The 19187-nt window shown below is 62.1% G+C and carries 16 protein-coding genes and 1 pseudogene (1 of these 17 cut by a window edge); 6 read left to right on the top strand and 11 right to left on the bottom strand.

From position 1 onward, the window contains the following. The first annotated feature begins 39 nt into the window (after positions 1-39). The 6 genes from N2A41_RS17570 to N2A41_RS17545 all read left to right on the top strand — a co-directional run bounded on the left by N2A41_RS17570 (position 40) and on the right by N2A41_RS17545 (position 5535). Complete coding sequence (locus N2A41_RS17570) at positions 40-363, top strand: ArsR/SmtB family transcription factor (RefSeq protein ID WP_162118818.1); 324 nt, start codon at positions 40-42, stop codon at positions 361-363. Between the two features lie 54 nt (positions 364-417). Further along, positions 418-867 (top strand): SRPBCC family protein, encoded by a 450-nt coding sequence (locus N2A41_RS17565; protein WP_162118817.1) that lies wholly within the window; start codon positions 418-420, stop codon positions 865-867. A gap of 209 nt (positions 868-1076) precedes the next feature. After that, complete coding sequence (locus tag N2A41_RS17560) at positions 1077-2060, top strand: tripartite tricarboxylate transporter substrate-binding protein (protein ID WP_017968059.1); 984 nt, start codon at positions 1077-1079, stop codon at positions 2058-2060. A 221-nt stretch (positions 2061-2281) separates the two neighbouring features. After that, positions 2282-2743, top strand: a complete 462-nt coding sequence (locus N2A41_RS17555; RefSeq protein ID WP_017968058.1) for a tripartite tricarboxylate transporter TctB family protein — start codon at positions 2282-2284, stop codon at positions 2741-2743. A 9-nt stretch (positions 2744-2752) separates the two neighbouring features. After that, positions 2753-4258 (top strand): tripartite tricarboxylate transporter permease, encoded by a 1506-nt coding sequence (locus N2A41_RS17550; RefSeq protein WP_017968057.1) that lies wholly within the window; start codon positions 2753-2755, stop codon positions 4256-4258. Positions 4259-4365: 107 nt separating this feature from the next. Continuing rightward, positions 4366-5535 carry a M20 aminoacylase family protein gene (locus N2A41_RS17545; protein WP_170257756.1) on the top strand — a complete coding sequence of 390 codons (1170 nt, stop codon included), beginning with the start codon at positions 4366-4368 and terminating at the stop codon, positions 5533-5535. 167 nt (positions 5536-5702) lie between these two features. On the opposite strand, the gene N2A41_RS17540 is transcribed toward N2A41_RS17545, so the two are convergent. From N2A41_RS17540 to N2A41_RS17490, 11 genes and pseudogenes are all read right to left on the bottom strand, one after another. Next, positions 5703-7490, bottom strand: a complete 1788-nt coding sequence (locus N2A41_RS17540; protein ID WP_260109354.1) for an adenine deaminase — start codon at positions 7488-7490, stop codon at positions 5703-5705. After that, the gene (locus N2A41_RS17535; RefSeq protein ID WP_260109353.1) at positions 7487-8407 is read right to left on the bottom strand and encodes a nucleoside hydrolase; all 921 of its coding nucleotides are present in this window, start codon (positions 8405-8407) and stop codon (positions 7487-7489) included. The genes N2A41_RS17540 and N2A41_RS17535 overlap by 4 nt, the downstream gene beginning before the upstream one ends. A gap of 4 nt (positions 8408-8411) precedes the next feature. Then, positions 8412-8540: pseudogene (locus N2A41_RS17530) on the bottom strand (ABC transporter ATP-binding protein); the annotation flags it as partial. Positions 8541-8574: 34 nt separating this feature from the next. Further along, positions 8575-9618: a LacI family DNA-binding transcriptional regulator gene (locus N2A41_RS17525; protein ID WP_260109352.1), complete on the bottom strand. Its 1044-nt coding sequence runs from the start codon at positions 9616-9618 to the stop codon at positions 8575-8577. Positions 9619-9792: 174 nt separating this feature from the next. After that, positions 9793-11226 carry an efflux transporter outer membrane subunit gene (locus tag N2A41_RS17520; RefSeq protein WP_162118810.1) on the bottom strand — a complete coding sequence of 478 codons (1434 nt, stop codon included), beginning with the start codon at positions 11224-11226 and terminating at the stop codon, positions 9793-9795. A 150-nt stretch (positions 11227-11376) separates the two neighbouring features. Then, the gene (locus N2A41_RS17515) at positions 11377-14487 is read right to left on the bottom strand and encodes an efflux RND transporter permease subunit (RefSeq protein WP_017968050.1); all 3111 of its coding nucleotides are present in this window, start codon (positions 14485-14487) and stop codon (positions 11377-11379) included. 48 nt (positions 14488-14535) lie between these two features. Then, the gene (locus N2A41_RS17510; protein ID WP_260109351.1) at positions 14536-15747 is read right to left on the bottom strand and encodes an efflux RND transporter periplasmic adaptor subunit; all 1212 of its coding nucleotides are present in this window, start codon (positions 15745-15747) and stop codon (positions 14536-14538) included. Between the two features lie 162 nt (positions 15748-15909). Further along, positions 15910-16512, bottom strand: coding sequence for a TetR family transcriptional regulator (locus N2A41_RS17505; RefSeq protein WP_017968048.1), 603 nt, complete (start codon positions 16510-16512; stop codon positions 15910-15912). Between the two features lie 198 nt (positions 16513-16710). Next, entirely contained in the window at positions 16711-17655 is a 945-nt protein-coding gene (locus N2A41_RS17500; RefSeq protein ID WP_260109350.1) for a phosphoribosylaminoimidazolesuccinocarboxamide synthase, read from the bottom strand. Positions 17656-17902: 247 nt separating this feature from the next. Then, positions 17903-18601, bottom strand: coding sequence for a phosphoribosyltransferase (locus N2A41_RS17495; RefSeq protein ID WP_260111067.1), 699 nt, complete (start codon positions 18599-18601; stop codon positions 17903-17905). Between the two features lie 14 nt (positions 18602-18615). Further along, on the bottom strand, positions 18616-19187 hold the 3' portion of the coding sequence (locus tag N2A41_RS17490) for a pseudouridine synthase (protein ID WP_260109349.1). The gene runs 235 nt beyond the window's last position; only the last 572 of its 807 coding nucleotides appear in the window; its start codon lies off the right edge, out of view; its stop codon occupies positions 18616-18618.

Here is a 19187-nt window from a genome sequence, read left to right as displayed (position 1 = left end):
GGAAGAAAAATAGGCAACCAAATGGTTCCGTATAAAGACATGGATGATGACGCAGTTTTCCGGGCTCTGGCAGATGCGAGCCGGCGGCAGTTGCTAGATCGGCTGTATGCGAGGAACGGCCAGACTCTGGCTGAGCTCTGCGAGGGGCTTGCGATGACGCGCCAGGCCGTGGCCAAACATATTGCGATCCTGGAGGAGGCGAGCCTCGTTTCGTCCAAGCGCCAGGGCCGGGAGAAACTGCACTTCATCAATCCCGTGCCGATCAACGAGATCGCGCAACGATGGATCAACAAATTCGAGCGGCAGCAGCTGAATGCGCTCGCCGATCTGAAGCAGACCCTCGAAGGCGAGGGCGGCCACTAGATCCGCGGCCTGGCCATCGGGAGCATCTTGTCCTCGCCAAAAAGGAGTATCATCATGGCTGGCAGCACATATAACTATGTCACCTTTATTCGCACGACGCCGGAGCAGCTTTGGGCGGCGCTGACGACGGCCGAGTTCATGAAGAAATTCTGGCTCGGCGCCCACTTCGAGACCGAGTGGCGAGCGGGCGCCGCCTGGAAGCTTCTGTTCGAGGACGGATCGGTCGCCGACATCGGCGAGATCCTGGAATGCGATCCGCCGAAACGGCTCGTGCTGAAATGGCGGAACGAGTTCATGCCGGAGCTGAAGGCCGAGGGCTATTCGCAATGCGTGATGGAGATCGAGGCGGTCAACGATACGGCTACCAAGCTGACGGTGACCCATTCCATTGCGGTCGAGAATTCCAAGCTTATCAACGCCGTTTCCGGCGGCTGGCCACGCATTCTCTCGAACCTCAAGTCGCTGATCGAAACCGGCGAAGTGGTGCTGCCTCCCAAAAAATGAAGGCAGACGTCATAGCGCGATGGGTGGATTTCCACCCATCGCACCGGCCGTTTGTTTCCAAATCGACCCATGCTGCATCGCACTGTCGCAAAATCGTCTTTCGAAAGCGGCTGCAATGATTGCGGGTCGATTTTTCCCGGCGGCAAATAGGTCATCCCCGGCGCGGAGGATGTGTCGGCGGGCTCGCTTATTTCATCAGGGAGGAAACGATGAAAATTCTGAAGGCCATGCTCGGCCTGACCGCGGCTGCCGCGGTCTCTCTTCTCGTCGGCGTCGCTTCGGCGCAGACCTATCCCGAGCGCACCATCACCATGGTCGTGCCCTTTGCGGCCGGCGGCCCCACCGACACCGTCGCGCGCCTGGTCGCCGAATCCATGTCGAAGGATCTCGGCCAGCAGATCGTCGTCGAAAATGTCGGCGGCGCCGGCGGCACGCTCGGCGCGGGCCGCGTGGCGAGTTCCGATCCCGACGGTTACACCATCCTGCTGCACCATATCGGCATGGCGACCAGCGCTACGCTCTACCGCAAGCTCGCCTACGACACGCTCGGCGCCTTCGACTATGTCGGCCTCGTCACAGAGGTGCCGATGACGATCGTTGCCCGTAAGGACATGGAGCCTGCCGACCTCAAGGGATTGATCGATTATATCAAGGCCAACAAGGACAAGGTGACGGTCGCCAATGCCGGCATCGGCGCGGCCTCGCATCTCTGCGGCATGATGTTCATGAGCGCCATCCAGACGCCGCTCACGACCGTTCCCTACAAGGGCACCGGCCCTGCCATGACCGATCTGCTCGGCGGTCAGGTTGATGTCATGTGCGATCAGACGACCAACACGACGAAGCAGATTCAGGGCGGCACGATCAAGGCCTATGCCGTGACCTCGCCCAAGCGGCTCGACGTGATGAAGGACATTCCGACGGCCGTCGAAGCCGGGCTGCCGGGTTTTGAAGTCGGCATCTGGCACGGCATCTATACGCCGAAGGGCACGCCGGCTGAGATCAACGAACGTCTGTCGAAGTCGCTGCAAGTCGCGCTGAAGGATCCGAATGTCGGCGCCCGCTTCGCCGAGCTCGGCACGGCGCCATCCTCCGACGCCGATGCGACGCCGGCTGCGCTGAAGGCCAAGCTCGAAAGCGAGATCGCCCGCTGGAAGCCGATCATAGAGGCCGCCGGCGAGTATGCCGACTGAGAGTATACCCGCATCCTGGGCGTGCTGGCCAAGCCCCTCACCCTAACCCTCTTCCCGCGTGCGGGGAGAGGGACCTGCCTAACACAACGGTGGGAAAGGGCGAGAGGTCTGCGGCGTATCCCCTTCTCCCCGCGCGCGGGGAGAAGGTGCCGGCAGGCGGATGAGGGGCTACTTTCTTTGTGACCGCGTCACATCAATCATCTCCAACCCCAGGAGACACCATGAAGTCCATCAGTTTCGATACCACCAATGCGATCTGCGGTGCGCTTTTCGTCGCGACCGGTGCTTTCTTCGCCATCCAGTCGCTGGGGCTCGACCTCGGCACGGCAGTGCGCATGGGGCCTGGCTATTTTCCGTTGGTGCTTGCCGGTGTGCTCGTGCTTCTCGGCGCGATCATCTTCATTCAGGCACTCCGCGTCGAGGGCGAGCCTATCGACCCCTTTGCCTGGCGCGGCATGCTCTTCATCCTGCCGGCACCGGTGTTCTTCGGGCTGACGGTGCGCGGTCTCGGATTTGCACCGTCACTGTTCCTCACCGCCTTCATCGCCTGCTTCGCATCGCAAAAGATGAACGTGTTCTTCGCGATCATCCTCTCGCTGCTGCTGACGATCTTTTCGGTGGCGGTCTTCAGCTACGGGCTCGGCCTGCCGTTCGAGCGCTTCGGCCCCTGGGTCCGGTTCTAGGAGGCGATGATGGATCTTTTCAGCAATCTCGCGCTCGGCTTTGCAACAGCCGGCACTCCGGAAAACCTACTCTTCTGCCTGATCGGCGTGCTGCTCGGCACGCTGATTGGCGTGCTGCCCGGCATCGGCGCCACGGCGACGATCGCCATGCTCCTGCCGATCACCTTCCAGCTCGAACCAGTCTCCTCGCTGATCATGCTCGCCGGCATCTATTACGGCGCACAGTATGGCGGCTCGACGACGGCGATCCTGATCAACATGCCGGGCGAATCTTCCTCGGCGGTGACCGCGATCGATGGCTACCAGATGGCCCGCAAGGGCAGGGCGGGGGCAGCACTTGCGATCGCGGCGCTCGGCTCGTTCTTCGCTGGCACCGTGTCGACCTTCCTCGTCGCGATCTTCGCGCCGCCGCTCACCGCAATCGCGCTGCAATTCGGCTCGGCGGAATATTTCTCGCTGATGATCGTCGGTCTCGTTTCCTCGATCGCTCTTGCGCACGGGTCTGTCGTCAAGGCGCTGGCCATGGTGGCGCTCGGGCTGCTACTTGGCCTGGTCGGCACCGACATCTATACCGGCACGCCGCGCTTCACGCTCGGCATCCGCGAATATGCCGACGGTCTGAACTTCGTGGCGCTTGCCGTCGGCGTATTCGGGGTTGCCGAAATCCTGCGCAACCTCGAGGGCGAGTCGACACGTACGGTGCTGATGGCCAAGGTCACCGGCCTCTTGCCGTCCCGCCAGGAATTCAAGGAGATGATCGCACCGATCATTCGCGGCACGGCGATCGGTTCGGCGCTCGGCATCCTGCCAGGCGGTGGCGCCATCCTTGCCTCCTTCGCCTCCTATACGGTGGAAAAGCGGATGTCGAAGACGCCGGGGGAATTCGGCAAGGGTGCGGTTGCCGGCGTCGCAGGACCGGAATCGGCAAACAATGCCGGCGCCCAGACCTCGTTCATTCCGCTGCTGACGCTTGGCATTCCGGCCAATCCTGTCATGGCGCTGATGATCGGTGCGATGATCATCCAGGGCATCGTGCCGGGGCCGAATGTCGCCATCGAACAGCCGGCGCTGTTCTGGGGCATCATCGCCTCAATGTGGATCGGCAACCTGATGCTGGTCATCCTCAATCTGCCGCTGATCGGGCTCTGGGTGAAACTGCTGACCGTGCCCTACTACGTGCTCTTCCCTGTCATCATGGCCTTCTGCTCGATCGGGGTCTACAGCGTCAACGCCAATGTTTACGATCTCTATGCCGTCGCCTTCTTCGGGCTCATCGGCTATGTGCTGGCGAAGCTTCGTTGCGAGCCGGCGCCGCTCCTGCTCGGCTTCGTGCTGGGGCCGCTGCTCGAGGAGAACCTGCGTCGCGCCATGATCCTGTCGCGCGGCGATCCCACGACCTTCGTAACGCGACCGATCAGCGCCATTCTCCTGGCGATTGCGGCCGCCGTCCTCATCGTCGTCTTCCTGCCGAGCATCAAGAAGAAGCGCGAGGAGGTGTTCGTCGAGGAAGCCTGAAGGGTTGAACTTGTGGGCCGTTTGATGAACAACGGATGGTCTGACGCGGGCGCCGGTTGGGCGCCCGTTTCGCTTTACAGGATATCCAGGCCCATGAGCATTGCCCGATGAGCATCCCCGCCCGGATCAAGGACGATCTGCCTTTTCTCACCTCCCTGCGCCGCGATCTGCACGCCCATCCCGAACTCGGTTTCGAGGAGGAACGCACCGCCGGCATCGTCGCGAAGCTTCTCGAAGAGGCTGGTGTCACAGTGCATCGCGGGCTCGGTGGAACTGGCGTGGTCGGTACGCTCCAGATCGGCAACGGCACGCGCAGGATCGGGCTCCGCGCCGACATGGATGCGCTTGCCATGCCTGAGATGGCGGAGCGGCCTTATAAATCGACAGTATCAGGCAAGATGCATGCCTGCGGCCATGACGGCCATACCGCAATGCTCATCGGCGCCGCCCGGCATCTGGCGGCGACACGGAATTTTTCCGGTACGGTGCATTTCATCTTCCAGCCGGCCGAAGAGGGGCGCGGCGGAGCGAAGCGCATGGTCGAGGAGGGGCTGTTTCAACTTTTTCCCTGCGATGCCGTCTATGGGCTGCACAACATGCCTGGGCTTGCGGTCGATGAGATCGCCGTGGTCGAGGGACCGCAGCTTGCCTCCTCCGACAGTTGGCGGATTACCTTCCGCGGGACCGGCACGCATGGCGCCAAGCCGCATCTCGGCCGCGATCCGATCACGGCCGCCGGCACCTTCCTGTCATCGCTGCAGACGATTGTCGGACGGGTGATCGATCCGCTGCAACCGGCGGTCGTCAGCGCCTGTTTCCTGCAGGCGGGCGACCCGAAGGCGCTGAACGTCATTCCTGATATCGTCGAGATTGGCGGAACGGCGCGGGCCTATTCGCCTGAGGTGCGCGATCAGCTGGAGACCGAGATCGGCCGGTTGGCGCAAGGTACCGCGGCCATGTACGGAATCGCAGTGGACTATGCATTCGAGCGGCGAATTCCGCCTGTCGTCAATGATGCGGATGCGACGGCGCGGGCGCTTGGTGCGGCTGGTGCGGTCTTTAATGAGAAGGTGCGGACAAGCTTTCCGCCATCGACCGCGGGAGATGATTTCGCCTTCTTCGCGCAGAATGCACCGGGCTGCTATGTCTGGCTCGGCAACGGTCCGGCGATGGACGGGGCGCTGCACCATAATACGGCTTATGATTTCAACGATGCCGCGCTTGGCTATGGAGCGGCTTATTGGGTGGCGTTGGTGGAGCGGGAGTTGCAAGGGTAAGCTCCGGCGTTTGCCGCCCCTCATTCGCCCTACGGGCACCTTCTCCCCATGGGGAGAAGGGGAATCGATACGTTGCGGCGAGTCTCTTCTTCCCAGCGGGAAGAAGGAGACGGCAGACGGATGGGGCCACACGGCACGCCATCGTCATATCATATGTGCGTTTTGGCTTACAGAACCTCTAGCACCGCGCTCTCCGTCACTGTCCCCATTACAACATCGGCAATGCCGCGATCGGTCTGATGCGGGCCGGCATTGCAGGCGAGCGTTGCGCCGAAGCAGGCCTTGAAGACCCGATAGGGTGGTTTCCAGTCGACGATCTTTTCCATTGCACTGCGTATGCGGACGAAGGCCAAGGCGGTGTCCTTCAGTGATGCCTCCGTCACCAGACCGGAGAGCGGTAGCGGCAGCATCGCTTCGATCCGCCCATCCTTGGCGACCGCCATGCCGCCGCCGGCTGATATGACGGCGTTGGCGGCGAGCGCCATGTCGCCCGCATTGCCACCGAAGACGGTGAGGTTGTGGCTGTCATGCGAAACCGTGGTGCAGAAGGCGCCGCGCCATTCACCCCAGCCGGTGAGGAAGCCGATGCGCGGGATGCTGTCGGTCTTGCCGTGGCGATGGACGACGGAGATCATGGCGCTGCCGACCGGCGGCACGACGAAACCGTCCCTCACTTCGGTTTCGGCCTCGCCCCATTGCGTGAAGCGCGGGCGGTCGATGGTGGCGACGCGGACGCGCTCGCCCTGGGCCGGAATGCGGAAATCATTCTCGGTCAGCGGCGGCAGCTTCATCGAATTGACAAGCGGCGCCGTATCAATCTGCTGGACGGCCACCTGCATGCCGCCGTTGCGGGCGACGATACGGCCGCCTGATATGACCAGCCGCGCGCGGAATTCCGTGAGGTCGTCGAAGAGCACGATGTCGGCGCGGCGGCCGGCGGCGACAAGGCCGAGATCGGGACGCTGCAGACGTTGTGCGGCATTGAAGGTCGCTGCACGGATGGCCCATTCCGGCTTCATGCCGTAGCGCACCATGCGCCTGATGACGTCGTCGAGGCCGCCGCCTTCCTGGAGTTCGTCGGGAAAGACGTCGTCGGTGCAGAGCGTGACGGTGGGAGGCAGGTGGACGAGACCGTTCAGCACTTCGACGAACTCCTGCAGCAGATGGTCGTGAGAGCCGCGCAGCTCGATCGTCAGGCCGGCGGAAAGCTTGGCAAGGAGATCGGCGCCGGAGGTAAGTTCGTGGTCGGAGGTGATGCCCGATGCCATGAAGGCGTTGAGATCGGCGCCTTCGAGGCCGCGGGCATGGCCGCAGACGAGCTTGCCGGCGGCAAGGCCGGCATTGACGATGGCGGTCATGCGCGGATCGCCGTCGATGACGCCGCGCATGTTCATCACTTCGGCGACGCCACCGACGGCGGAGGAGCGCAGCATCTCGGCGACGACGGCAGCATCGAAATCGGCGCCGGCAATTTCCAGGCCTGGCGCGGAAGGCACACAGGAGGGCGCGAGCAGGATCACGCGCAGTGGCAGGCCGCGCGCCGCCTCGATCGCCCAGCGCACGCCGTCGAGCCCATGGACGTTGCCGAATTCGTGCGGATCCCAGACGATCGTCGTCACGCCACGCGGCAAGACGGCGTTCGCATATTCGGCCGGCGTCACCATCGAACTTTCAACATGCATGTGCGTGTCGATCAGGCCGGGCGTCAGGATGCGGCCCGAAGCATCGATGGTCTCGATGGCATCCGTTCGGCTTGCCGGGGCATGGACGCTTGATATCAGCGCGCCGACGAGGCCGACATCGGCTTCCCGGATTAGGCCCGTTACCGCATCGAGCAGCCTGCCGCCGGTGATCAGCACGTCGAAAGGGGCGTCGCCGCGCGCTGCAGTGACGGCGCGGGCGCGCAAGGCGGGATCATTGAGATCGGCGGGTTCCTGACGAGGGGTGGCGTTCATTTGCGGGCCTCGTCGACCAAAGCGGCGAGAATGATAACACGCGCCGTGTCGGCATCGATGTCGGCGGCGAATTGGGCATTGAAGGTCGCATGCGTGGCGCGGGTCTCGACGATGGTGCGGCCACGGGTGAGGGCACCCTGCAGCTCGACGTCGATGCGGGCGGGACGGAAGCTCACGACATCAGGGGCTACGAAGGCGACGGCCGCAGAGGGGTCGTAGATTGCCATGGCCGGGCGGCCGCGGCTGGTGCCGATGCGGATATAGGCCGAGAACATATCGGTGATCAGCTCTGCATTGGCGCCGCCGGCATTGCGCATGGGTTCGGTGTCCTCAGGCCTTGCCAGCACCTTGCGGCAGAGGTCGAGATCGACCATGCGCAGCGGCAGGCCATGGGCGATGACGATCGAGAGGGCCTCGGGATCGGCGAGCGCATTGAATTCGGCGGAGGCCGTATGGTTGCCGCTGGTGACGCCGCCGCCCATCCAGACGAGTTCGGTGATACGGGCGGCAAGATCGGGCCGGGCAAGCGCCACGGCGGCGATGTTGGTGAGGGGCCCGAGCGCCAGGATACGGTGCTGGCCCTGGCGCTCCAGCCAACGGCAGAGTGCTGCGAAGGCATCGCTGTCGGCAAGGGCCGCCACCTTCGGCAGGCTCTTGCCTGATGTCGGGATGCCGGTTTCGCCGAGGATCGTCTGCGCGGTTTCGAGCTTGCCGAGCACGGGCATGGCGCGGCCGGTGTGGATGGGAAACTTCCAGCCGAAGGCACTGGCGGCGCCGGCGGCGTTCACCTTTACCTGCGCCAGAGGCGTATTGCCGAAGACCAGCGATACGCCGTCGATCTCGAATTCCGACTGCACCACCACCAGAATGGCGGCGATGTCGTCGAAGCCCATATCGGTGTCGATCCAGACGCCCATGATTTCACCCGAAACGTTTGAGGTTTGCAGCACCTGCAACCGGCAGATCGAAGATGAGTGCACTGCCGGTCTCGTGCGACGGCAGGCATGCATCGATCTCGGCTTTGATCGGGCCGAGCGCGGTGTCGAGGAGGAGTGCTGCCGAGGCAATGAAGGCTTTTTTCATCTCACATTTTCTCCATCTCTGAGGTTTTTGGTGCCGGCTTCGCAGGCCGGGATGATTGGCGGACGATCAGCTGCATGGCGACGCGTTCGATCTCCGCGGTAACGAGCATGCCCTTGCGGATGGTGCTTGTTTTTATAGTATCCACCAGCGCCGATACGGCAATTTCGGCAATCCTATCCATGTCCATCCGGACCGTCGTCAGCGACGGCGTGACAACAGGCGACCAGATGAGGTCGTCGAAACCGGTGACGCTGACGTCAGTGGGAATGTTGATGCCAGCCTGCTGCAACTCCGTCAGCGCCCGCAACGCCTGCAGGTCGGAGAGGGCTGCGAAGGCGGTGAAACCCTGTCTGACTTTTTCGGCGAGGCCGAGCGGGCAGCCACTGCCGTTCTCCCGCTCCAGCCGGTCGATCCACAGGGTTTCCGAATGCATGCCCGGGCGCATGCCGGAGCGGATGCCGCCGGCGCGGTCGTTCTGGACGTTGGATTCCTGATTGTTGCCGATGATGAGGATACGGCGATGGCCGAGGCCCGCGAGATGAACGGCGATTTCGTGGCCGCCCTGCCAATGGTCGGCGGCAACGGTGTTTCCAGGCGTCGAGGGAGTATCGATGATGGCGACCGGACAGGCCGCTGCCGAAATGCGGGTGGCGCGGCGGGGAATGATGACCATGCCGTCGACGCCGCGCTCGGCCAGCCGGTTGATCGCCTCGGTCTGGGCGGCGACATCGCCGCGGGAATCGGCGATCAGCACGCCGTAACCTGCGGCGGACGCAGCAAATTCGATCGCCTGCGCGATCTTCGGGAACAGCGGATTGGCGATATCGGGCAGCACTAGGCCGAGAACGCCGCTGCGGCCGGTCCGTAGCGCCCGGCCGGCCTGGCTCGGGACGTAACCAAGTTCCGCCGCATGCTCGCGAATTCTTTCGACCAATTGGCCGGAGACCCGGCCTTTGCCGGAAAGCGCATTGGAGACCGTCGCGACGGAGACGCCGAGCGACGTTGCTATCCTGCTGAGGTTCGGTCCCGGGCGCGGTGCTGCCATGATCGACGATCACTCTGATTAATCGTTTAATCAGAGTGATAGCTCAGCTTTTTCTGCATGTCGAATCCAAATGCATCTTATCGCAATTATTCGATTGCGGCACGCCGCAGGCAAGAAAAAGCCCCGCGAGGCTATCGCGAGGCTTTGTACTTCTCAAGTCGATTGCGGCAGCTGTCAGCCCTTGACAGCCACAACCTTCGCCGCCGGTGCGGTCGTCTTGCCGCCGGGGGCGAAGCCACCACCAACCGCGATGTTCAGCGAGACATAGTCCTTGGCCATCTGTTGGACGGATGCGGCAAGGCTTGCCTGGGCCAGCGAAACCTGGCGCTGCGCGTCGAGAACGTCGAGCAGCGAGGAGGCGCCGTCCTTGTAGGATGCAGTCGAAAGTTCCAGCGTTTCCTGCGTGGTCTTCACCTGGGCCTGAAGCGCCGCGACCGTTTGCGCGTCACGCCGGACGGCCGAGAGCGCATTCTCGACCTGCTCGACCGCGGTCAGCACCGTCGATTTCCAGTTGAGATAGGCAGTGGCGGCATCGGACTGTGCCGACTTGACGTTGGCGCGAAGGCGGCCACCATCGAAGATCGGCAGGTTGAGCGTCGGGCCGAAGGACCATGGCGTCAGGCCGCCATGGATGCCACGCTGGTTGATGTAAGACGGCGAGATCGAGCCGCTAAGCGAGATGCTCGGATAAAGCTGCGCCTGGGCAACGCCGATATTGGCCGTTGCGGCGGCAAGATCACGTTCCGCGACGCGGATGTCCGGACGATTGCGGATCAGGTCGGCCGGGATGCCGGAGGTGATGCCGCCGCGGAATACCGGCTGACCGGAGCCCTTCAGCAATTCATCGACAAGAGCCGAAGCCGGCAGGCCGAGCAGCGTGGCGATGTGATGGGCCGATACGCGGATATTGGTTTCGAGGCCGGGAATTTCGGCGAGCGTCGACTGCACCAGGCCTTCGGCCTGAACGACGTCAAGACGCGAGGCGGCGCCGGCTTCCAGCTGGAACTTGGTCAGCTCGTAGGTTTCCTGACGGGACTTCAGATTGGTCTTCGAAAGCGCTAGACGCTGCTGGAAGTAGCGAACGTCGATATAGCTCGAGACAAGGTCCTGTATGAGGGTCAGCCTGGCAACGTCAGCCGATGCGTAAGCGGAATCGAGCGAGGCAAGCGCGCTCTCCGTATTGCGCTTGTAGAGCCCGAAGAGATCGAGCAGCCAGCTCAGCTGGACGTCGCCGGCACTGGTATTGCGCGTGTCGAACTGCGTGCGCAGCTCGCCCTTCTGGCCGCTGACCGTCTGCGAGGCGCCGACATTCAAATTCGGCAGGCCGCCGGCGCCGGCAGTGGTCACGTTTGCGGAAGCTGCATTGATTCTTTCGATCGCCTGTTGAACTGTCAGGTTCTGATCGAGGCCGGCCTTGACGTAGCCGTTCAGTCTTGGATCCTTGAAGGCGGTCCACCATGCTGCAGTAGCAACATCGCCATCACTCTTGGTCCCACCCTCTCCGAATTTGGCGGGCAGCGGCATCTCAGGAGGAACATGATCCGGGCCTACAACGCAGCCCGACAACAATAACAATAATGCCGGTGTGGCAAAACGAAGAGATACCATTCATTTCATCCTGTACTCGAGCAAGTCAATTCTTGTCCGAAGCTTCATGCTTCACTATCGGCCGCCGCGCCTCGTTCTACCAAAAACACCATTCCGAAGCAGTCGGGCGCAATGTAGCAACGGGAACAGCAATATCACAGTGCATTTATATCACAGTCCTGCCGCATTTTTGCCGCGTGTGGCAAAGATGCGTCGAATGACGACGAAAAACGACGGCACGAAGAAAATTCCGAGCATCGTCGCCGCCAGCATGCCGCCGAGAACGCCGATACCAATCGCATTCTGTGCCGCCGAGCCCGCGCCTGTCGCGATCGCCAGCGGCACGACGCCGAGAATGAAGGCAAGCGAAGTCATGATGATCGGCCGCAGGCGCAATCTCGCTGCTTCCAATGTCGCCTCGTAGAGCCCCATGCCGCTTTCCATGCGATCCTTGGCGAATTCGACAATCAGGATGGCGTTTTTTGCCGCCAGCCCGATAGTGGTGAGCAGGCCAACCTTGAAATAGACGTCGTTCGCCTGGCCGAAAAGGGTTGCCGCCGTCAACGCTCCGAGGATGCCGACGGGCACCGCCATGATCACCGAGAAGGGGATCGACCAGCTTTCGTAAAGCGCTGCCAGGCAGAGGAAGACGACGAGAACCGAGATCGCATAGAGCATCGGCGCCTGCGAACCGGAAAGCCGTTCCTGATAGGAGATGCCCTGCCAGGCAACCGTATAACCGCCGCCGAGCTCACTGGTCAGGGCTTCCATTTCGTTCATCGCATCGCCGGAAGAAACTCCGGGTGCGGCAGCGCCGTCAAGCGGAATGGCGCTGACGGCATTGAAGCGGGCAAGCGAGGGCGCGCCCTTCACCCACTCGGTGCGGGTAAAGGCGGAGAATGGCACCATTTCGCCGTCATTGTTGCGGGCGTACCAGTGGTTGAGATCGTCCGGCTGCATGCGGAAGGGCGCATCGCCCTCGACATAGACCGGCTTGATCTCGCCGTTCAACGTGAAGTCGTTGACGTCGCGGCCGGTGAAGATGATCGACAGCATCGAATTGACCGAGGCGATGTCGACGCCCATGGCGCCGATCTTTTCCTGATCGAGCACGATGCGCATCTGCGGCTCGACTTCCTTGTTGCTGCTGCGCAGCGCCACGACTTTACCCGAGCTGTTGCCCATCTGGATTAGCCGCTTGGAGGCTGCCGTCAGAGCGTCGTTGCCGTGGCCGCCGGTATCGACGAGATACATCGAGAAGCCGCTCGACACGCCGAGGCCCTGGATTGCCGGCGGCAGGAGCGCGAAGACCTGTGCCTCGCGCATCGCAAAGAAGCTGCGAAGCGCCCGGCTGACAACCGACTGAGCACTCAGATTTGGATCGGTGCGCAGCGAAAAATCCTTGAGCTTGGTGAAAACGATGGCGCTGTTCTGGCCGGAGCCGTTGAATCCAAAGCCGAGGGCGCCGAAGACCGATTCGACGGCATCCTTCTCATTCTGGCGATAATAGTTTTCCACCTTCTCAACGACGGCCTGGGTCTGCTGCGTGGTCGAGCCAGGCGGCGTGGTGACGATGGTCAGCAGCACGCCCTGATCTTCCTGCGGCAGGAAAGAGCTCGGCAGCCGGGTGAATAGATAGGCACAGCCGGTGCCGACGAGAAGAAAGACCAGCATGACGCGGATCGGCCGCTTCAGGAGATAGCCGATGGTCCTGACATAGCCGTTGGTCGAGCGCGTGAAGTTGCGGTTGAACCAGTCGCCGACCCGGTGTTTCCGGTGTTCGCTGACCGGCTTCAGCATCGTGGCGCAGAGCGCCGGCGTTAGCACGATCGCAACGAGTGCCGACAGCAGCATGGCCGATACGATGGTGATCGAGAACTGGCGATAGATGATGCCTGTCGAGCCGCCGAAGAAGGCCATCGGAATGAAGACGGCGGTCAGCACGAGCGCAATGCCGACAATGGCGCCGGTGATCTCGCCCATCGATTTCTCCGTCGCTTCGAGCGGCGAAAGCTTCTCTTCCGACATGATGCGTTCGACGTTTTCGACGACGACGATCGCATCGTCGACCAAAAGGCCGATCGCAAGCACCATGGCGAACATCGTCAAGGTATTGATCGAGTAGCCGGTGACCGCCAGCACCCCGAAGGTGCCGAGCAGCACCACGGGAACGGCGATGGTCGGGATCAGCGTGGCGCGCAGATTTTGCAGGAAGACGAGCAGCACCACGAAGACGAGCACGATTGCCTCGATCAGCGTATGCACGACCTTCTCGATCGACAGTTCGACGAAGGGTGTCGTGTCATAGGGATAGGTGATCTTTACGCCTTCCGGCAGAGTGCGGCCGATGACATCGAGTGCGGACCGCACGCGGGCGGCGGTATCGATCGCGTTGGCGCCGATTGCGAGGTTGACGGCAAAGCCGCTCGAAGGCATGCCGTTGTAGCGCGAACTCCCCCCATAGCTCTCCTGACCGATCTCGATGCGCGAGACGTCGCTCAAGCGCACCGTCGCGCCGTCCTTTTCGACCTTCAGGATAATGTGCTCGAAATCGGCGACGGTGGTCAGCTGGCTTTGGGCGGTGATGGTGACGTTGATCTGCTGGCCGGGGATCGTCGGCTGGGCGCCGAGCGAGCCAACGGAGACCTGGGTGTTCTGGGCCTGGATGGCAGACGTCACATCGCTCGGCGTCAACTGGTATTTCAAGAGCTTGAACGGATCGAGCCAGACGCGCATGGCGTATCCCGAACCGAAGACATTGATGCTGCCGACGCCTTCCAGGCGCTGGATCTGATCCTCGATCGAGGTCGACATGATATTGCCGAGGTCGACGGAGTTGCGTTTGCCATCGGTCGAAACAAGCGAGCCGACGAGAAGGATGCTCGAGGTCGAGCGCGTCACGCTGATGCCGGCATCGATGACGTCGCCCGGAAGCTGCGACTGGACCAGCTGCAGCTTGTTCTGCACTTGCACCTGGGCGATGTCAGGATCGATGCTGGTTCCGAAAGTGAGCTGGATGTTGGCCGACCCGGTCGACGAGGTCGAGGTCATATAGGTGAGGTCGTCGAGGCCGGTCATGCCGTCTTCGATGATCGTCGTCACCGATTTCTCGACCGTCTCGGCGCTGGCGCCGCGATAGGTGGCGTTGATGCGAACCGTCGTCGGGGCGATGTCGGGGTATTGAGAGATCGACAGGGTGAAAATCGCCAGCAGGCCGGCGAGCATGATGGTGATCGCAATGACCCAGGCGAAAATTGGACGTCGGATGAAAAACTTGGCCATCGGTTGTTCCTGTGCGGCTGGGACGGTGACGATGCGGGCCTGAAGCGATTATTTCGCTGCAGCCTTCTCAGCGTCACCGGCCGCAGGCTGTTCGGCAGGCACGACCACGCCGTTGTCATTGATTTTCATCGGGACCGGTTTCACCGGCATGCCCACCGTGACGGACTGGAGGCCGGTGACGATCAGCTGATCGCCGTCCTTGATGCCTTCGGTCACGAGCCAGGAATTGTTGGAGGGCGAACTGTTCTCGAAGGCGCGGGTTTCGACCTCGCCGTCGGCGGAAACGAATTGTGCCGTCAGCCGGCCGTTGGCGTCACGGCTTGTCGCCAGCTGCGGCAGCGCATAACCGGCCTCGGCGCCGAGCTCGACGGTTGCGCGGACATACATGCCGGGCAGCACGATGCGGTCGGGATTGGGAAAGAGCACACGAATGATGAAGGTGCCAGTGGTCTCGCTGACGACCTGCTTCGACATGTCGAGCTTGCCTTGCTGATTGTATTCCTTGCCGTCTTCGAGGATCAGGTGGAAGGCGACGTTCTCCGCACCCTCGATGTTGCCGGCGGCCATCGCATCGCGCAACCTCAGCAGGTTGGTGCTCGATTCCGTCAGCGAGATATAGATCGGATCGAGTTGGCGGATGGTCGTCAGCGCCGTCGTCTGGTTGGCAGAGACGACGTTGCCGACATTAACGGCCGTCTGGTCGATGATGCCATCAAAAGGGGCGACGATCCTGGTATGGTCGAGGTCGATCTGTGCGGCGGAAAGCGCGGCCTTCGCCGACTCGACTTCGGCCTTGGCCTGGAGCAGCGTCGTCTTAGCCGTTTCGAATTCGATCTGGGTGGCACCGCTGCCGACGAGGCGCTGGTAGCGGTCGAGATTGCTTTCAGCGCTCGGTACGCTGGCTTGCGCCTTGGAGATTGCCGCCTTGGCCTGCTCGACGGCGGCTATGTAGGGTGCATCCTCGATCTGGTAGAGAAGGTCGCCCTTCTTGATCTCGCCGCCTTCCTTAAAGGCGACCTCGCGGATCAGGCCGCTCACCTGCGGCCGGATATCGGCGGTCTGAAATGTCTCGGCACGGCCAGGCAGGATGGTGGTGATCGGGAACGTGCCCTTCGTCAACGCGATCACGCCGACCGGGGCAGCCTGCTGTGCCGCGCCTGCGCCCGCATTGCCCGCAGGCTTGGAGCCACTGTCGCTGCAGGCGGCGAGAAGGGCTGCGAATGCCAGGGCCGAGGGAACGAGGAGGGCACGCCGTATCATGCTGAATTCCTGTGCGGTAGCATTCGCCATTCAATCTATGCGCTCGATCCAGCGCTCGGCTGGGCCGAGCACAGGCTTGTACAAGCATCAGGATTGGTTTCAAATGCCGTTATCCGAATTTAACAAAAGCTTTACGAAGTGACGTAATTCAACAATCATCACTTAGCAAGCGCTATTTTGCAGTGCGGCATCGACGAAACACACGATTTTTTCGGCGCGGTGAACAAGGGTCTCCTTATCGTCGCGAGCGATCAGGACAGGGTGCAGCACGCAGGCCAGGACGTCTGCAACGGTACGCGCCGCGCTCTCGGGATGGCGGCAATGATAACGTCCCTCCGCCATGCCTTCACGGATGATCTCGCCGAGCTTCGCTTCGATGCGGGCGCGGTAACGATTGCCGGCCTCGAGTTTGGCTTCGATCGTCGAGAGTACCATTTCGAAGATATAAGGGTTCTTCTGGATGTCCTGGAGGTGGCTTTCCAGCAGGCGCAGGATGAAGCGGAGCAGTTGTTCCTTTGGCGGCAGCTTCTCATCGCAGGCGGCGAAGCGCTCGGCGGCATCGTCGAGATGGCGTCCGGCGATCGCATCGACCAGCGCGACCTTGGAGCGGAAATGCTTGAAGACATTGGCGGGCGACATGTGGAGCGCGCCGGCGATATCGGCGATCGACACCGCGACGAAGCCCCGCTCGCGAAACAGCATCTCCGCCATGGAGAGAATGTCTTCCCGCGTTTCCTCGGCCTTGCGTCTTGGCCTTCTTGCCATTTGTTCCCCGCCGGGCTGAGCCCGATACCCCTTTTTTTTGATGCTAGCGCATAACCCCGAAAATCGGAATCGATTTTCGGGAAGGATTATGCGCCAATTCAAAGTGATAGAGCGTCCTCTCGGACGCGCGGCGCTCTAGCGCGATGGGTGAAACGTCGCAAGCCGGTGAACGGCTTGGCGGCCTTCGCGTTCGTCTTTTCAAGGGAAATAGCGGGCGAGGTTGGCTCGGACACGAGCAAGCGGCGTCTCGCCGCTGTTGTCTGGAACAAAACGCTCACCGGTGATCGCCTCGTAGGCTTTGATGTAGACGGCCGAGGTCTGCTCGATCAGTTCGGCGGGGATTTCCGGGATCTCGTCCTTATAGGGATCGCAACGCTCCGCCACCCAGGCGCGGACGAAATCCTTGTCGAAGCTTTCCGGGCGTTTCCCGGCGGCAAAGCTTGCCGGATAGCTTTCGGCAAGCCAGTAGCGGCTGCTGTCCGGCGTGTGGATCTCGTCAGCGAGGATAATGTTGCCGTCACCATCAGTGCCGAACTCGTATTTGGTATCGACCAGAATCAGGCCGCTTTTCACCGCCATCTCCTGGCCGCGGGCAAAGAGGGCGAGCGCATATGTCGACAGCGTCTGCCATTGCTCTTTCGTGAGAAGGCCACGCGTGACGATTTCGGCCGGCGTCAGCGGTTCATCGTGACCGCCGTCGAATTCCTTGCTGGTCGGCGTGATGACGGGTTCGGGCAGGACCTGGTTGTCGCGCATACCGTCGGGCAGACGCATGCCGTACATCTCGCGCTCGCCCTTTTTATAAAGCGTCAGGATCGAGGTGCCGGTGGTGCCGGCGAGATAACCACGCACGACGACCTCGACCGGCAGGATGTCGAGCCGCTTGCCGATGACGACATTCGCATCGGGATAGTCGAGAACGTGGTTCGGGCAGATGTCTTTCGTCGCCTCGAACCAGTAGCGCGCCGTCTGCGTCAGCACTTGGCCTTTATAGGGGATGCTGGTGAGGATGCGGTCGAAAGCGCTCAACCGGTCGGTGCTTATAATGATGCGGCGTCCGTCCGGAAGATCGTAATTCTCGCGCACCTTACCGCGGTAATAGTTGGGCAATTCCGGGAAATGGGCTTCGGAGAGAATTCGCACGGCGCTCGACTGTCCTTCATTATTGGGTGAAGACTTCCTGCTCTAGTTTCATTGCTGGGGAAGTCAAGTCGATCGGGTATCGCCCGCAGGCCGACATAGGCGAAATCGAAGAAGCGAAAGCCGGTTCCGGTCGCCTTGGCGAGCGCATCGAACGACATGGGCGGGTCCGTTGTTTCATCGATCAGGCGGACCGTAATCGTTCTTCATGCGCTGTACAGAGCGCTTTCAGGCAGAGATTGAACAATCCTCATATCTCACGTCCGGCTGGTGGTGCCTGCCACCGGCCCATGGCGTTCCGCTCCAGAATGGGGGTTGCGAAGACGCCCACGGTGCGCGCGTTCCATTGCGGCCCGGCGGCTGCGAGGCTGTCGCGCCACCGCTCCGATTGCAGCATGGCGGCACCGATAACGACGGGTTCGATACCGCAGCCTGTCAGCAGATGAAGGCCGGCGACGATCGAGGCGCCGCTGGAAATGACGTCATCGATGAGTGCGACGCGCTGTCCCTGAAGCAGCGGCAGCATGCGCGGATCGATATAGAGGCGCTTCTGCTGTGACGGCGTGGTGACTGAAGACAGGGCAACGGAGAGCTCGTCGCGATACCAGAATTTACGCGAGGTGCCGAGCGGAACGTAGCGGCTATGGCCGAGTTTCTGCGCCACGGCGGCGGCCAGCGTCAGGCCGAGCGTTGGCATGCCGGCGACGACATCGATGCGCATGGGCCTGATCTTTTCGGCAAGGCGTTCGGCGAGCGCATCGAGCACGGCGAAGCTTGCCTGGTTGACGATCAGCGAGGCGAGGGCGTGATCGCCATCGGCCAGCACACGGATCGGCAGGCGAAGCTGACGGCCGTCCTCGAGCGCGGCGACATAGAAGGAGGTAAATTCCCCATTGCCGGCAAAGGTGCCGGGCGGATGAAGCTCCTGCCAGAAATCGTGCGGCGCCATTTCCATCGCAGCAGTCAATTGCGTCTCGTCCTTTCCATGCCGGTTCTCCGGCGTAGCGCCTGCAATTCCGCTTCGCTCAGCGCACGCACGGCGCCTTTTGGCAGTTCACCGAGTTCGAGCCCGCCAATTGCGACGCGCACGAGGCGCAGGCATTCGGTTCCCAGCGCCTCCAGCATGCGGCGGATCTGGCGGTTGCGGCCCTCGTCGAGCTCGACCTCGACCCATGAATTCCTGTCGCCCTGGCGCAGGCGCCGCGCGGCGGTCGCCGTCAGCAATTCGCCGTCGTGGCGGATGCCCGATGTCATGGCGGCAATGTCCTCATCCTCCATGATCCGGTCGATCTGGACATGATAGGTCTTCGTCACATGCGTGACCGGATCGAGGAGGATCTGGGCGAATTCGGTGTCGTTGGTGAAAAGCAGCAGGCCCTCGCTTGCCTTGTCGAGCCGGCCGACCGGAGAGAGATGCGGGATGTCGAAATCCCTGAGGCAATCATAGACCGTCGGCCTGCCTTCGGGATCGTGGCGGGTGGTGACGAGACCGCGGGGCTTGTTGAGCATCAGATAGATTTTCGCTTCGGCAGCGA

Origin of the sequence: Rhizobium sp. SRDI969, from assembly GCF_025152725.1 — a bacterium.
Classification (GTDB): domain Bacteria; phylum Pseudomonadota; class Alphaproteobacteria; order Rhizobiales; family Rhizobiaceae; genus Rhizobium; species Rhizobium leguminosarum_I.
Note: the sequence above shows the minus strand (reverse complement) of the source record. Positions and strands in the feature narration are given on the sequence as shown.